Genomic DNA, 16,368 nt, shown 5'->3' on the forward strand with positions numbered 1-16,368 from the left:
TGTACACTGTTTCAGTCTGCTTCTCGGGAGTCGAAACTCTTTTTATGAGTTTTACGCCAAGAGCATTGTAAATATAAGTAATATTTTTATTCAAACCAAAGTCCATATAAACGGGTAGGTTCCGTTTTTTAAGTACCCGGAGCCAAACCTATAAAAGTGTGACTCCTCAATTTGCTATCGGTACAAATTCCCGGAAATAAAAAAAACCCCTTCTTTCAGCAGCCGTTTTTTAAGTACCCGGAGCCAAACCTATAAAAGTGTGACTCCTCAATTCGTCAACGCTTGAAATGTCCTAAAACTAAAAAAACCTCTTCTTTCAGCAGCCGTTTTTAAGTACCCGGAGCCAAACCTATAAAAGTTTGACTCCTCAATAGTCAACGCTTGAAATGTCCTAAAACTAAAAAAACCCCTTCTTTCAGCAGCGGTTTTTAAGTACCCGGAGCCAAAACTATAAAAGTTTGACTCCTCAATTCGTCAACGCTTGAAATGTCCTAAAACTAAAAAAACCCCTTCTTTCGAAGAGGTTTTTAAGTACCCGGAGCCGGAGTCGAACCGGCACGGTTTCCCACAGGTGTTTGAGACCAGCGCGTCTACCAATTCCGCCATCCGGGCTTAGCAGACGATGAAGCAACAGCTCCAACGCAATAGAACCAATGCAAACATCAATTCCTTTAACACGGTGCAAATGTAAAAAATAATTTTACATATTCTAAAAAAAATACTAGAAATTTTCCTTTCCAAGTTCATTTTTATTCCTAAATTTGCACCTCGTTAAAACGACACAACACTAACTAACTACATTCGAGGCATTTATTGAATCTCTACTTGCAAAGTAGTCTTCCAAAAATAACCAAGAATAAAAACCTAAATGTAAAATGCTGTACCACGAACCAGACGCAAAGATATTTGCTTGTTCACAAAGCGTACACCTGGCCGAACAAATTGCCGAAAAATACGGCGTTTCGCTAGGTAAAATAACGTTCTCGAAATACAGCGACGGAGAGTTTCAGCCGTCTTTTGAAGAGTCCATTCGAGGTTTACGGGTTTTCTTAGTTTGCTCTACTTTTCCAAGTAGCGATAACCTAATGGAACTTTTGCTGATGATTGACGCTGCCAAAAGAGCTTCGGCTAGACACATTACCGCTGTAATTCCGTATTTTGGATGGGCCCGTCAAGATCGAAAAGACAAGCCACGAGTGCCGATTGGAGCCAAATTGGTGGCTAAATTGCTAGAAACTGCTGGGGCAACTCGGATCATGACCATGGATTTACATGCCGATCAGATCCAAGGGTTTTTTGAAAAACCAGTCGACCATTTATTTGCATCGACTATTTTCTTACCGTACGTTGAAAGTTTGAATTTAGAAAACCTAACCATTGCTTCTCCCGATATGGGTGGTTCGAAAAGAGCCTATGCGTATTCGAAGTTTTTAGAATCGGATGTGGTAATTTGTTACAAACAACGAAAAGCTGCCAACGTGATTGACACCATGGAGCTGATTGGAAAGGTAAAAGGCCGAAACGTAATCCTGGTAGACGACATGATCGACACCGGAGGCACTTTGGCGAAAGCCGCCGATTTAATGATGGAAAAAGGAGCTTTGAGTGTTCGTGCCATTTGTACCCACCCCATTTTATCCGGTGGAGCCTACGAGAAAATCGAAAACTCGAAATTGTTGGAACTCATCGTAACCGATTCTATTCCGTTAAAGCAGCAGTCCAACAAAATACGAGTCGTGAGTTGTGCGCCTCTTTTTGCCGAAGTGATGCACATGGTACAAAACAATAACTCAATCAGTGGGAAGTTTTTGATGTAGAAAAGCTTTTAACTAAAAGCAATAAGCAACTTAGTATAAAGCTTAATGCTAAAAATAGAATTTTTTTATTAATTATATATATTTACAATGAAGTCGATTACAATTAGCGGATCAGAAAGAGAAAGCGTGGGCAAAGTTGCTACTAAAGCCTTACGTAATGCTGGAATGGTTCCTTGCGTTTTATACGGAGGAAATCAACCAGTGCATTTTTCAGCAGAAGAAAAAGCATTTAAAAACTTGGTTTACACTCCAAACGCACACACTGTAGCGATTGAATTGGGAGCTAAAAAATTCAATGCCATCCTGCAAGACATTCAGGTACACCCGGTGTCTGACAAAATTTTACACTTGGATTTTTACGAATTACACGACGACAAAGAGGTAACTATTGAAGTTCCTGTTAAAGTGGTAGGTGTTTCTCCAGGGGTACTTTTAGGTGGTGTATTGCGTTTGAACCAACGTCGTTTGAAAGTGAAAGCCTTGCCAAAAAATCTTCCAGATTTTATCGAAGCCAACATTTCAGAAATGCAAATGGGTAACAAATTATACGTTACTAAATTAGTAACCAATGATTTCAAAATTTTGCACCCAGACAACACTGTTGTAGCGCAAGTAAGAATCTCTCGTGCAGCGATGAAAGCAGCTCAAGAAGCAGCAAAAGCAGCAAAAGCAGGTCCTGCAAAAGGAAAGAAAAAATAATACAAATCCTTGTATTGTTCAAAAGCACCAGTTTCAACGCTGGTGCTTTTTTTTTGAGCCTCCCCCCAGCCCCCTCTTTTGGAGGGGGAGTTGGAAAGCAGTATAACTTGGCATTTACGTTACTTATTTCAACTGTGGTTTTCTTACTGGTTGAAAGTAGAAAGTTGTGCAATATAAATTATCGTTGTAAGACTCCACTTCTTACTCCCGGCTGGGGAGGAGGCCTCGTTCCCCCTTTGGGGGTTAGGGGGCTACCTTCTCACTTACCACTGCACCATTCATCAACGTCACTTTTACAATCAAAGCTTGGTCAACCGAAAGAAGTTCAGTGGTTTCAAAGCGGTTGGTATTGCAGTTTTTACGTTCAAAAACCAGTCGGCCGGTGAGGTCGTAAACCGCTACGGTGGCAATGGTTTCGTAGGGCGACGACACATAAAGCGTGGCCTCGTTTTTATAAATCCGAACGGCTTTGAGTTGATCGTCAAAGCTAGGATTGCTCAAATCTTCTTGTGGCAAGTACCGCAATACAAATCGGGAGTTGAACGTTCCCGGAACGGTGGCAAACGTATAGTTCGACGCCTTCAAGTCGTGTACTACATTGAGTACATTGTCTTGCAGGTAAATGTCTTGATCTTCCATCAAGCCGTCGACGTGGTCGATGCTGATGGTCAGGTTTCCTGTAAGCGTGGTTCGATACCCCAGCGGCACGGTATCGGTATTGATAAAAGGCAACGCCCGACCTTGAATCACTAAATTTTTGGTGTTATTGATAGAATAAAAAGTCACCAAGTTCCCGCCAAAACTCTCGCCGTCAAAGCGGTTGTCGTAGTCGTTGGTAGCATTTTCGATATAACCCACCAGCAATTGGTTGAAGCCTTTTGGAGTGCCTTTGATGTTGAGCCACACCCGGTGCTTTTCTGAAGGGGTTGTGTTTGCCGTATGTTCCTCGGCGATGAATCCTTTAAAAAACTGGTTGTTTTCTCCAGCTTCTCGCACCCGCATCGTGTTGTTGAAAGTAGCAATACCCGTTCCATCTGCAATTCCTTTTACAAAAAAGCCTTGACCAGCTGCGATTTTACCAGTTGGTGCATTGTTGTTGATTACCCCATCGGCACCTGCTAAAGTTGCGGTAGCTCCCGTTCCGTTCCAAGAAGCATAGTCGTTGGGTGCATAGCTTGGACTGGCACTCGTAATTGAGGTGTTGTGTGTCCAGAAATACAAGGTGCCACCCAAATTGGTATTCGCATTTAAAAAAGTGGTTGCATCAATTGCCGACGGATACGGATTGCCCAGCAAGTTCCATTTATTATCGGCTGGTAAAGTTGAAGCTGAACCAAATACCGGTACCGTTACCGTTCCGTTATTGGGTTTACCTACAAAGTTTGCGGTATGCAATAGTGCCGTAGCGGTAGGTGTTTCAATCGGGAAACCTTGTGGCGCTCGAACAATATAACCTCTTCCCTCTTCCATTAAATAATTTGGATTTCCCAAGGTAGTATGCATACTATGCAACAACCACACTTGAGGTGTCGCCGCTTGATTCCAGCTAAAAAACTTATCAAACAAGGTAGTAGGCGAAACACTTTTTAATACAAAGTCTTGAACTGGCGAACTCCAATAGGTATAATCGAAGCGGAACAACGGCTTGGTGATGCGTTCCATTTTGATGTTTCCGCTGTTATTGTTAGCCGTAGCATTGTCAACATTTCGGTATTGCACCAAACTTCCATTATTATTAATATCAATCAAAGATCCTGTGTCAACAGTAATCCCTTCGACCACTGCCAAACTAGCATTTCCAGCAATAGTTAACGTAGTGTTGCTAGAAACGGTGCATTCGCAAGCAGAAACAACTGTATTGGCTGGAATAGTATAGTTAGCAGTTACTTGAATTCTATCCAATATAGTCGGCGGAGTTGCAGTCCAGTCGCTTGCTTGATCGTAAATTTTTGTAATTGTACCGCAATAGCCTTTTCCAATTCCTAAATCCTTGATGGTATTTATTCCTATTCTTTTGAGCGTAACATTTGTTGGTAACCCTGTCGATGCTTCATGGGTTCCTAATACACCCCATGAAAGTGTTGTTCCTGTAAGAATAGTTTGCTTGCAAATATCACTTTCAGTTGCGCTATCATTCTCCTTAGTAATGGTCGCGTTATACAAGCCATTAGCCAAGTTATCCGAAGCCGTCATGCTCCAATACATATTGTCGGTACTGAGTACATTAAACCTTGGACAAATTCCCGTTACCGGAATTTCTGGCGGAGGCATTAATCCTAAAACGCCCATTGTTCCTTGTAATTGTGCGGTTAATGCACCCGCTGTTGGATCGGAAGTATATTCAATTTGTGCAAAACGGTTTTTATTATCCAAAGTTCCCAGCGGAAACAAACCACTTGCCATTCCCGCATTTACACCGCTAAACCATCTTTTCATTGGCCCTTTGACAAAGCCATTGGTATAAGTCAAGCTTCCCTTTGCAGCCGCACTTGTACCAATTTCAAGCAAGTTTGTAGTGGTAGAAATTATGTTACCGCTCACCATTGCTAATGCTCCTTGCACTTTTACGGCTTGCGATAAAGTTAGATTGTTGGTTAAGGTTTCGTTGTTTAGCGTTAAATTATTCACCGTTACTGGAAGCGCATTTCCAGTTGATTGATTGGTTTTGCCAATGTACTGATAGTTTCCAAAAGGCGTTGTTGCTGCAAAAACTCTGGTACTTGTTCGAACGTTTCCTTCAGCTCCAGATGCCACAATTCCATCTGCCGAAGTGATTTTTAAAGTGCTTCCTGGATTGGCTTCGAAAGAATGTCCTGAAACAAATAAAGCATTTGATCCGTTAAAAAACCCAAAATCCAGTGTTCCCCCTGATTCAACGGTTAGTTTTGAACCTGATCCTAAAACAAACTGTTGATTGATGAGTTTGGCGTAAGCACCGTTTTTTACATTGAATGCAATATTTCCTGCAGTCGCTTGATTGACCACATTAATGGTTTGTGTCGTAGCTTCTGTGAGTCCATCGCCATTAGTTGCATCAAAATTAAAAGTAGCTGTTGTAGGATTATTTGCTAATAATTGAGCGCTTGACGCTACATTTAAATCTCCTTTTAAATTTATTGACCCAGTTCCTGTAGAGGTAAAATTTAAGTCAAGTATTCCAGAATTAAGATTTACATTACCATCCACGTTTATAATAACAGTAGGATTACTACCCGATGAAACGTTTCTCAGTCTGAAAGTATTCGCACTATTATTTACAAAATTTCCTTTTACATTAAATGTTACATTTTTTGTTGCTGTAGTAACGGTCAAAGTTCTTGGAGTGGAAGGAGACCCAGGATTTGTACCAATTATTAAATCTTTACCTATCGTCCAAGTTAACGCTCCAGTTCCATAAAGAAAACTAAAATTAGCATTTGGCTTTAACTCTAAATTCCCATGTGTAATAGTAGTGTTATTCAAATTAGTTTCAGTCAACTTAATTTCATTTGATGATGATTCTACAATAAGATTACCAAAATAAGCCGTAACTCCATTGAATGTATTTGCAGTTAAATTAGCAGCTGGCGGAATAAAATAATTTGTTCCTCCAGTAGGATGATTTTTTACAATAAAATTAGAGTTGGGGTGGAATTTTTCTATTCCTTGCCAAAGTTTAGTAGTTAATGTTGATGCGGCTGTACTACCTAAATTATAAACAAAATTTCCACCATCTTTGATTTCGAATTCACCAGCAACTAGCACGCTTAAATCTACCGTTTTCATTTCTAGCGTACATTCTTCCTCAATAATCACATTTCTAAAAGTCCAATTTGCGGATGGATTAAAAATTAATGTTGCTGGAATGTTAGTCGATGGATCTTTCATTATATGCACTCTTGAATTTCCATTTGATGATGCATTTGTAGGAATCTCGGTGTTTTTAGTAATGTAGGCTGTATGTACCACTGTATTTGGGGGTTGACCAATATAATCTTGCCAACCATTAACCGATGAAAATCTCTCCCAAGTGGTTGTTCCTAAATCCGTATTGTTATATGACCATGTACCTGCAGTTTTAGTTCTATAATCCCCATTCACATAAACAATATTTGTAATATTAAACGGATTACTCGTCGCATTAATCAATCCACTTGAAGCCGCAGTTAATGTAAATCCAGTTCCTGCAACGCTGTGCGTCAATGTGCTAAAAGTTGCCAAGCCTGCTACAACTGTATTGGCATTTACTGGTGTGCTTGTAAGTGTGCCTGTAGAAGTGATTGCTACAGATGCGGTATAATCAAGATCTCTGTTGCCGTTGATATCCGTTGCCTGAACGGTTACCGCTGGAGTCATCGCCGTATTAATTCCAGTGGTAGTAGGTTGCTGTACAAAAGACAGTTGGGTTGCAACTACGGAAAGTCTATTCAGGTCGTTGGTGGATGTCGCAACAGGAAAGCTACTGTTGAATTGCGAACCCGATGCAATGGCTGTATTGGCATTGGTAATACTGAACTGAAAATCGTCATTATCAAGATTCCCTCCGGTATTGTTAGGATTGGTTTCTATCGAAAGTCGCAACGATAAAGTCATCGATTGATTGTCAGGCACTGTAACAAGAGGAGTACCAGTAAACACAATTTGTGTTCCGGTTACTGCACCGTCAGCAATTTTGGTCGAACCATTGAACAAAGCTACTGCTTGAATTGCATCAGCCCAGTCGTTTATTTGGTTGCCAACACCTTGCGTAATGGTCAACGTATTTATAATGGTTGGTGCAATATCTAAATCATTAAGTGACGCGCCACCATCTCTGATGGTAAATTGCCATACTTCCACGCCATCGGTTGCCGTGTTTATAGTGGTTGTATTCACTAATGAAGATATCGTATTGGGTTCTCCGCCTGCCGTGATAATATCCGACAAATTAGAATAACCACCAATTCCCGTAAAATTAATAACGTAAGGATTTTCAGACCCTGAAACGTCACTATTTGGAATACTAATGCTTCCCGTAATTGTTCCCAAAAGCGTTGGAGCAAAAGTGATGACAAAAGTAGTAGTACCGTTGCCATTTACGGTTGCGGTATAATTTTGCGCAAGCGAATAATTAGTAGCGTTCGAATTGGTTAGTGTTGCCGCACCTAAATTCAGCGTTTCCAGGCCTAAATTTTCGATGGTAAAAGTAACGCTAGTGGAACTTCCTAAAGGACGCGTGCCAAAATCAAAAATTCCACCCGAAGCAATAGATGTAACGACTGGAACCACGTTAGGTCTTATATTAATTTCGGCTACACTGAATGGGTTTCCTGCTGTGAAATTATAACCCCCTGTACTCGAAAAAGCGCCATCAACATTAGTGGTTATATTGGAAATAGCAACTTTATTTTCTGTTAAATTGGTTGCACTTTGAATCCAATAACCCGGAACTGGATTAAGGCGATATCTTCCGGACTTCATACTGGTAATATTGGCACCAACAGGAATATCTCCCGGTAAAAAGTCGCCCGAAAAACTATAAGTTGCATCAACAATTCCGCCGCCTTGCATATTCCAATACCGGTTAATGAAATGTGTAGGTGAGACATTATTCGGCTCTTTTACATCAGCTACATTCATACGGATAAAACCTGATGTAAAAGTTCCTGTTGTAAAGTTTATGGTAGCAGGCGTATATCTATCTATAACAGTTCCAATTGGGAATGTGAATGCCCCTGTTGTATTAAAATTTTTACGTAAATATCCAATACCGGTTGCAATAACAAAATTTGCACTTGATGCATTCTCGATGATAGCACCAGCAACTATAGTTAAAGTAGATGAATCAAGATCTAAAACTCCTTTGATAAAAATTAGTTTCTCGGCAATTGTTAGGTTTGTGCCAAGTGCACAACCTATAAAACCGTTGTCTTTATCTAAAGTCAATGTTTTTAATTCTCGGGCAGTATCTACAAAATTCAAAGTCCCTGCATTTCCAGAACCTCTCAAAATTAAATCTGAAGCAGTAGAACCTTGAAACTTGCCTAAATTATCAATAGTATTATTTACATCTGAACTTCCAACCGTTAACCTTTTACCGTTGAGTTTGAAAACATCGCCCGCCCATTTAAAGTCAATGGCAACATTTGAACCTGGAGCAGTAACAATTGGAGCAGAAATAACCAAATCGCAATTCAATTCTAATGTAGTACTGCTTGACGCATCAAAAACCACGTAAGGTATTGTTACCACATTGCTGGAAATGATTTTTTGTAAACCTGCCTTTGTAAAAATAACCCTTCTTTCTTTACCATCAAAAGTACCGTCGACGGTCATGTCGCCGCCAATTCGTAAATCAGCATTAGCAGCTGTATTCATATTAAAAATACTTGTACCTCCAATAGTGAGGTTTCCTGCTAAAGCTCTGGAAGTGTTGGGCAAGTCAACGGTACTATTGGTTAACGTAACATTTTGAGGTGTACCCGCTCCTGCAGTTGCGGCATTACCTCTCCATTCGTTGGAAACACCATAACCGTTTACGTTGTTGTAAATCAATGTAGATGCGTTGCCATAAATGGGCGGATTATCCTTCACAAAACAGTTTGTGATACTGTTGATGGATAATCTACCGTTTAGGGTAGTACGATTTTCACCAAAGTCAAGATTTCCGTTTGTGTTCAGGTTGACCGTTACGTTGGCACCTAAAATCAAAGAGCCCGTTCCTGCATTATTGGCCACTGTTTTAGCACCATTGATGTTGATTATTCCATTAGGTACACTTGAAGTAATGGTTCGGTTAGCGACATTGACAAAGATGCTACCACCATTATTGTTTAACGAAAGTATTTTGCCATTTAAGTCCAATGCTCCAGTATCAAGCATTCGTAAAACATTTTCGGTTGTGCCGATAATATTTATATTACTCTCTAATCGCAAAATATTAGCTAATGTTTTGGAAACAATTAGTGTAGAAAAGGTCTCCGTATTAAGGCTGGTGGAATTGGTATTGGTAATCGTTTGCAAGGCAGTACCGCCTCGTAAAGAAACAACACCGTTGTTGGCATTAAATACTCCTGCATTGCTCCAATTTCCGGCAACTATTAAAACACCGTTGGCAACATGGTTAAGCGTGCTATTGGCATCAATGGTTAAATTTCCTGCCATACCACTAGTAGCTGGCAGATTCACGGAACTGTTGGTCAATGTCACATTTTGAGGAACTCCCAAACCAACTGCAAAAGCGTTAGTATTCCATTCATTAGAAACGCCATAATTTGACACGCTGTTATAAATCAACGTAGATGCACTACCATAAATCGGCCGATTACTAAAAAATCCACCGGCATTTATTTGGCAAATGCCGTTGAAAGTTAAACTTCCTGACGAAATGGTAACTCCTGACGCCGTTGCAAAAGTACCAGTAACGGTTCTGCTAACACCTAAGTTTATTGCACAATTGAAATTTAAAGTAACATTTTTAGGTCCATTGGTATTTGGCCAATATTTGTGAAAATTATCAATTGGACCGTAAGTCCCAGGATTAAGTGGACTATGGTTGAAAATTAAATTTCCATCCGTTCCATAGACAAAATCATTATTCCCCCCTGCAAAACCTCCTGCATTGATTTGAAAAGTACCGTTGATAGTGGTGTTTCCGTTATTTGTGTACGTTACATTGGTTGCCAAAGTACCTCCCGCATTTACGGTGGTAGTTGTTCCTGCATCTCGTACATTGATTCCATTAGTGGTTGTATTTAATGTAACGGTATGACCCGTAGCGATAATCACATTTTGCGAAGAAGTTGGTACTACGCCACCCATCCAAGTTGTAGTCTGATCCCAATTTCCAGTTTGAAAGGAAGTTATTAAGGGTGCAATTGTTGTAAAATTCCAAGCCGTAGCCCCTATTATACCAGCATAAAAATTATTTGCAGCATCTCTAAATGCAGTATTGGGAATTTCTACATAGTAGCCCGTGCTATTTAAAAAGTCGGAAGTAGGATTGATTGTAACTGTATTGGTAGAAACGGTTACGGCTGCCGAGGTTACATCTATTGTTTCAAAAGTAGAGTTGTCTGACAAGCGTTTTATTAAAATATTTCCTGTTCCTTTTACGATACTTTCATTAAAAGTAATACCTAAGTTGCTGTTGATGGCTATATCTGTGGCGTTATCTGTAGGCGAAAGTGCGGTAACCGTTGGTGGGGTGTTATCAGCAGAAGTGGTAAAAGCATCTGTATTTAAGGTGATAATACCTGCACCAATCGCGGTAGTCCAGTTAGCTGGATTATTAACTAACGCTTTGTAATCATTAAGTGTTGCCTGATTATTTCGTGAACCGGTATATTGCCCTCTTGTTGTACTTGCAGTAGTAATCGCAATGTTACCATTAGAAACATTTAACTGCGAAGGTAAATAAGAGTTGTTTGAAGTTTGCGCGCCAGTAGCTAACCAATTGCTTGGAAAAGTCAAACCGAAAAGAATAGTTCCATTGAAGGTTGTAAGATTAGCGTTTGTTGACCAATCTGGATTCGCACCAGTCGTTGCGACGCCTTGGTAAGCAAAAATTTGATCTCCATCACTTGAAACTCCGTCCATACCTGTAGCTGAACCAGCAGTACATACTCCTAAACTAGTTGTCAATCCTTGAATAGTTATTACAGTACCTGCTGCAATTGTGCTTGCAGTATTGTTTTGCCAAATCACAAAATTTTCACCACCACGCCCATTGTTTGTCGCATTCGCCGAACCTGTGCCTAAAAAAGCATTGTCAGTAAATTTGATGTAGGTGTTGTTAGCAATTGGAACCCAAGTAACAAAGGCAAAATTATCTGGTGTATTGGAATTGAAACCAATCACAGATAAATCACCTACTGCAAGAGTAGTCTGTGCGAATGTGCTTTGAACTGTTCCAAAAAACAAAGCAATCGTAAGTAATAGTAATTTAATTTTCATAATATATACGCTCTAATGAAATATCGGTTTTAGCTCCAAATACAAATACACTTCCTGATTATCAAGTATTAGTAGCTACAAAATTAAGGTTAAAGGCTTTTCTGTAGGCGTTTCAAAGTTATGAAATTGTTATCAGTTATTAGTTATCGGTTTTTAGTTATAGATTTTTAGTTTTTAGTCTCAGTTTTCAGTCGCAGTCGCATTGAACAGTCGCATTGAACAATCGCTGTGGCAGTTTTCAGTCGCAAAGAAGTTATTTTGCCAGCTAAATCTGATAATTTATTGTTGTAAGTAGAACAATCATTTATGTTTTTGCCAAAATCATTGTTGCCGATGCCCTAATCATTTATGTTTTTACCAAAATCAATAGTACCGATGCCCTAATCATTTATGTTTTTGCCAAAATCATTGTTGCCGATGCCCTAATCATTTATGTTTTTGCCAAAATCAATATTGCCGATGGTATAATCATTTATGTTTTTGTCAAAATCAATATTGCCGATGGCATAATTATATATGTTTTTGCCAAAATAATTGTTGCCGATGGCATAATCATAAATGATTTTTAAAAAAAATTATTGACAAGGCTATAATTATAAATGAATTTGCCAAATTTATGATTTTTATGCAACAAACGACCTTTGTAGCATTCAACCAAAAGGCTTGGGCTGTACCACTACTTTTTTTAGTATATTTTCTGATGATTTTACTCCTATTGAAAATATTTTTGCATTTATATGCAAATATTTTCGTAAAAACATTAATTAATGCCAATTTTAAATTAAATTAGACGTGACTTTTTAAAACAATTATTTTAACTTAAATTATGTACCATGGCAGCACGTACAGCGGGTAGAATTGTTCTTCCCAAGAAAACAGCAGAATTACTAGAATTAGCAAAGAAAATTTATGAAAAACATGCAGCAGATGGAGCGGCTTCGCCCCTAAATGCGCAACAGGATTTTAAATGGGAAGTAGAAGGCCCTAAAGTGGATCCTTGTACCACTAACCACATTGAGGCCGAAAAAGCGGCCAAGAAAGCGGAGGAATTCTACAGACAGCGCGACATTGACTTGCCTGCCATTAAATCGATTGTGCAAAACAGTGCCCAAGTCCTAAAAGGGATTTATGCCAAAAACCCAAAAGTACTAGGCGATTACGGGTTTACGGTAGACGACAGCAAAAGGGTTAAAAAAAACCCCTAACCCCCAAAAGGGCAAAAATGTAAGAGAAAAGGCTTAGTAAGCCTTTTTTTTTGTGCCTCCGGAACACACATTAGGCATCCCAAGGCTTTGGAGGCAGTGCTTGGTCAGTCGCCAAGAAGTCGTTTTAAACCCTACCACCGATCCATTCGTGCGGCAAGTCGTAGCATTTGATGTGTTTTCGGCAAAATCAGTACTGCTGAAATAACAAGCACTTGCATTTTTGCAAAACAAATAACAAAATATTAACATCCGCTTATACTACTGCTTTTAAAGTTGTAAAAATTTAAAAAAGAAAATAACTAGCAAATTAGTGTTTTTAGAACAAAATACACATCCATTTTAGATTAATTACACCAATTTGATAACAATATTCATTATATGTTGCGGATTTAATTACTAACTTTGTGTAAATACTAAACTAAACAACGCTGTATTATGAAAAACTACTTTACCCTGGTGTTTTTGTTCAGTTTTACACTCCACTTTGCACAAAATGTGGGCATTAACACCAACACTCCAGCTGCCACTTTAGACATCAACGGCAACGCGATGATCAAAACAGTACCAAATGCTGCTGCGGCAGCCCACTACGATTTTATGGTTTCCAATCCTACAACGGAGGAAGTGCAAAAACTCAACGGAAATTTTGCCTCCGCCACGAATACTACCATTACAAAAGCCGCAGATACGGACGGTTTCAGCGTACTCACTCTTGAATTAGCGGGTGGATACCAAGAAATTGATTTCGCTCCAGGCACCGTAAGCATCAATCCGGGCAACCATTTTGACGCCAGTACCGATACCTATACCGTACCTTCGGATGGGATTTATGAAATTTTCTACTATTTCAGGTTCGGTACCGGAATACAAGCCTCACTTCTGTCCACGCTACCCCGAATCGGGATTTTAAAAACTACGGGCGTTACTACAACGCTTTTAGACAACAAAGCATTTACAGGTGTTAATTTAGTTGTAGCGAATCTTACCATCACATCCTCCGATATCAATTCTGTGTACGCACTTGCAGCAGGAGATAAAATTTCGTTTGGATTCAATAAAGGAAGTTTGGTTTCCTTAGGCCTTTTGGGATCCAGCAGGGCCGAATTTGTAATTAAAAAGATTTCGAACTAAAAGCCTTTTCGCCCTACAACTTGATGATTTCCCGACCGTGCAGGTTCGGGATTTTTTTTATTTGGGGTTGGGGTTGAGAATTCGTGCCCTACGAATAATGAGACAGCGAATCTCCTTCGCTTTTGGAAATTGAAATTTATTCATTGGAATATATTTATTGAAAACCGTATTTTTGTCCGATGAACTGGTTTACACAACTATTTGCAACGCAAAAAACAGCAACTCCTGATTCCATGAAGAAATTTCTAATTGTTGGCTTGGGCAACATTGGTGCCGACTACGTCAATACCCGACACAACATTGGGTTTAAGATTTTAGACCATTTGGCACGCAAAGAAGGCATTGAATTTCAAACCGTAAAGCTTGGAGCCCTAGCCGAATACAAGTTTAAAGGCAGAACATTACTTTTGCTAAAACCCAACACCTACATGAACCTTTCGGGCAAAGCCATCAAGTATTGGATGGACAAAGAAAGCATTCCGGTGGAAAACCTGTTGGTGATTACCGACGATTTGAATTTGCCTTTTGGCAGCATCAGAATCCGAAGCAAAGGCAGCGACGGCGGACATAACGGACTCAAAAACATCCAACTCCTGCTCAATTCAACCGTATATCCCCGGTTTCGGTTTGGCATTAGCGACGAATTCAAGAAAGGCCAACAAGTGGATTATGTCTTAGGCAATTGGGATGACGCCGAAAAAGCCAAACTCCCCGAACGCTTGGATGTTGCCACCGAAATTATTCGCTCGTTCGGAACCGCTGGACTCGAACACACAATGACGGGGTTTAATGGGAAATAGGGAGATGAGAGATGGAAGTGTTCAGTCGCAGTGTTCAGTCGCAGTCGCAATCCAACAACTTACAACCTGCAACGAGTAATTCTTTACCCTATCTTTAACACAAATTAAAAACGTTTGCTATGAAAAATATCATTTTCCTATTGCTTATTTCCTTCGTGGTGTTGTCTTGTACTTGCAAGAAAAAGACTGCAGAAGAAAATAAAAAGAATACGACACTCACTGTGGATTCGTGTCCTGAAGGTTTTGCATGCCGTTTAGAAGTTGTGCCGAACCATACGATGGTGGTTAAAACCGATGGTATTGGTGCTGTTTATTTCGAACTCGAAGCGTTGAAAGGCACGACCGTTTACCGCTATGAAATTTCGCAAAACCAAGACCAAAAATACATGGACGGCGGGTACCGCGAGGAAATTATTTTTGAACTTCCCTCCGACACAGCCGATTTGAACCTGTCCGACACCGATTTGCAACAAGTAAAACTCATTTTTGGCGTGTGGTGTTATTGCAAAGGAAAAGCGGGGAATTATACCATTACGAAAGGAAATTTTTCTAAAAAAGGAAACACCTTTTCTGTTGATTTCCCAGCCGTTGTAGCGGATCAGAAAATGAGTTTTGCACGGTTTGAAGCCTCCCCCTCCCGAAGCATCGGGACCTCCAAAGGAGAGGAATAAAGCGTTGAAGCCTCAAATTTTAGGATTTCTGAGATGGGATTTGGGAGAAAATAAATTTGGGATTAGGGCGCGAGTCGTTGCGTTTTTAGTTGCCCTCCATTAATTTTTTCTTTTATCTAAGAAAAACCGTGTCATCAAATCCGCTGCTTCTTTAGCTAAAACCCCACGAACAACAGTTGTTTTGGGATGAAGTTGCGTACCCCTTTTTTCAAAACCCCTTTGTTCGTCGCTTGCTCCAAAAACAATTTTAGAAATTTGGCTCCAATACAAAGCACCGGCACACATTTGGCATGGCTCTAAAGTCACATACAGCGTACAGTTTTTGAGGTATTTTCCACCCAATGCGTTGGCAGCCGAAGTGATGGCTTGCATTTCCGCATGAGCAGTTACATCGTTCAAAAGTTCGGTAAGGTTGTGCGTTCGAGCGATGATTTTATTATCGATAACGATTACCGCACCCACGGGAATCTCGCCCTGTTCAAAAGCACGTTCGGCTTCTTGCAAAGCCCGTTTCATGAAGTATTCGTCGGTAAAAGGATTTTCCATAAGCCCCTAGCCCCCGAAGGGAATATAATTATTTATCTGAATAGTGTCCAAAAGCGGAGAGAATGAAAACGGTGACAATCTCGTCTTCCACTTTATAAATTAATCGGTCTTTTTGACTAATTCTTCTGGACCATAAGCCAGTTAGCCCATATTTTAAAGCTTCTGGATTTCCTATGCCGTCGTAAGGAGTTTCTGTAAGCTCTAGAAGAATTTTTTCGAGTTTTTTAATTACTGCCTTATTACCTGACTTATGGTGTCGTATTATCTCTACCTGAGCTAGTGGTTCTATCACTACAGTATACTTCCCCATATGTCATCAGGATTGATTGTTTTCCAATTCTTCCGTTCTTCAAGATTGTTACTTGCTTCTACACGCTCTAAAATTTTCTTTACAAATTCTGGATTATACATTTCATTTTCATTCGAATCCATTTCTTCCCTAATTTCAATAGCTGTTGGCTCTTTTCGGAATTTGTCAAGCATTTTTCTAAACGCTTTTCCAACCTCCGTTTTTTCGTCGATCGTAATGGTGTAAGTAGTCATAACTTAATGAATTTATTGAAACAAATATACAAAACTAAAGTAG

10 protein-coding genes and 1 tRNA gene are annotated in these 16,368 nt (G+C 39.8%); 6 read left to right on the forward strand and 5 right to left on the reverse strand.

Annotation, left to right across the window (positions count from 1 at the left end):
- Nucleotides 1-532: 532 nt before the first annotated feature.
- Nucleotides 533-612, reverse strand: a tRNA-Leu gene (locus ACIQ2X_RS01445).
- A 263-nt stretch (nt 613-875) separates the two neighbouring features.
- On the opposite strand from ACIQ2X_RS01445, the gene ACIQ2X_RS01450 reads away from it, so the two are divergent.
- Together ACIQ2X_RS01450 and ACIQ2X_RS01455 are read left to right on the forward strand one after the other, a co-directional pair.
- Nucleotides 876-1,817 (forward strand): ribose-phosphate pyrophosphokinase, encoded by a 942-nt coding sequence (locus ACIQ2X_RS01450; RefSeq protein ID WP_396177096.1) that lies wholly within the window; start codon nt 876-878, stop codon nt 1,815-1,817.
- An 87-nt stretch (nt 1,818-1,904) separates the two neighbouring features.
- Nucleotides 1,905-2,516, forward strand: a complete 612-nt coding sequence (locus ACIQ2X_RS01455) for a 50S ribosomal protein L25/general stress protein Ctc (protein ID WP_396177097.1) — start codon at nt 1,905-1,907, stop codon at nt 2,514-2,516.
- A 243-nt stretch (nt 2,517-2,759) separates the two neighbouring features.
- Here ACIQ2X_RS01455 and ACIQ2X_RS01460 read toward each other — a convergent pair whose 3' ends face one another.
- Nucleotides 2,760-11,429: an Ig-like domain-containing protein gene (locus ACIQ2X_RS01460; protein ID WP_396177098.1), complete on the reverse strand. Its 8,670-nt coding sequence runs from the start codon at nt 11,427-11,429 to the stop codon at nt 2,760-2,762.
- A gap of 833 nt (nt 11,430-12,262) precedes the next feature.
- Here ACIQ2X_RS01460 and ACIQ2X_RS01465 point away from each other — a divergent pair.
- The 4 genes from ACIQ2X_RS01465 to ACIQ2X_RS01480 all read left to right on the forward strand — a co-directional run bounded on the left by ACIQ2X_RS01465 (nt 12,263) and on the right by ACIQ2X_RS01480 (nt 15,236).
- Nucleotides 12,263-12,634, forward strand: coding sequence for a hypothetical protein (locus ACIQ2X_RS01465; protein WP_396177099.1), 372 nt, complete (start codon nt 12,263-12,265; stop codon nt 12,632-12,634).
- A gap of 435 nt (nt 12,635-13,069) precedes the next feature.
- Nucleotides 13,070-13,765 (forward strand): hypothetical protein, encoded by a 696-nt coding sequence (locus tag ACIQ2X_RS01470; protein ID WP_396177100.1) that lies wholly within the window; start codon nt 13,070-13,072, stop codon nt 13,763-13,765.
- 179 nt (nt 13,766-13,944) lie between these two features.
- Entirely contained in the window at nt 13,945-14,565 is a 621-nt protein-coding gene (gene pth, locus ACIQ2X_RS01475) for an aminoacyl-tRNA hydrolase (protein ID WP_396177101.1), read from the forward strand.
- A gap of 119 nt (nt 14,566-14,684) precedes the next feature.
- Nucleotides 14,685-15,236: a hypothetical protein gene (locus ACIQ2X_RS01480; RefSeq protein ID WP_396177102.1), complete on the forward strand. Its 552-nt coding sequence runs from the start codon at nt 14,685-14,687 to the stop codon at nt 15,234-15,236.
- 99 nt (nt 15,237-15,335) lie between these two features.
- On the opposite strand, the gene ACIQ2X_RS01485 is transcribed toward ACIQ2X_RS01480, so the two are convergent.
- From ACIQ2X_RS01485 to ACIQ2X_RS01495, 3 genes are read right to left on the reverse strand one after another with little or no spacing between them, the layout of a single operon-like run.
- Nucleotides 15,336-15,782 (reverse strand): nucleoside deaminase, encoded by a 447-nt coding sequence (locus tag ACIQ2X_RS01485; RefSeq protein WP_396177103.1) that lies wholly within the window; start codon nt 15,780-15,782, stop codon nt 15,336-15,338.
- A 28-nt stretch (nt 15,783-15,810) separates the two neighbouring features.
- On the reverse strand, nt 15,811-16,092 hold the full coding sequence (locus ACIQ2X_RS01490; RefSeq protein ID WP_396177104.1) for a Txe/YoeB family addiction module toxin: 282 nt from the start codon (nt 16,090-16,092) through the stop codon (nt 15,811-15,813).
- Nucleotides 16,074-16,325, reverse strand: a complete 252-nt coding sequence (locus ACIQ2X_RS01495; protein ID WP_396177105.1) for a hypothetical protein — start codon at nt 16,323-16,325, stop codon at nt 16,074-16,076. Before ACIQ2X_RS01495 ends, ACIQ2X_RS01490 begins: the two co-directional genes overlap by 19 nt.
- Nucleotides 16,326-16,368 lie beyond the last annotated feature (43 nt).

Origin of the sequence: Flavobacterium sp. (assembly GCF_044368625.1) — a bacterium.
Classification (GTDB): domain Bacteria; phylum Bacteroidota; class Bacteroidia; order Flavobacteriales; family Flavobacteriaceae; genus Flavobacterium.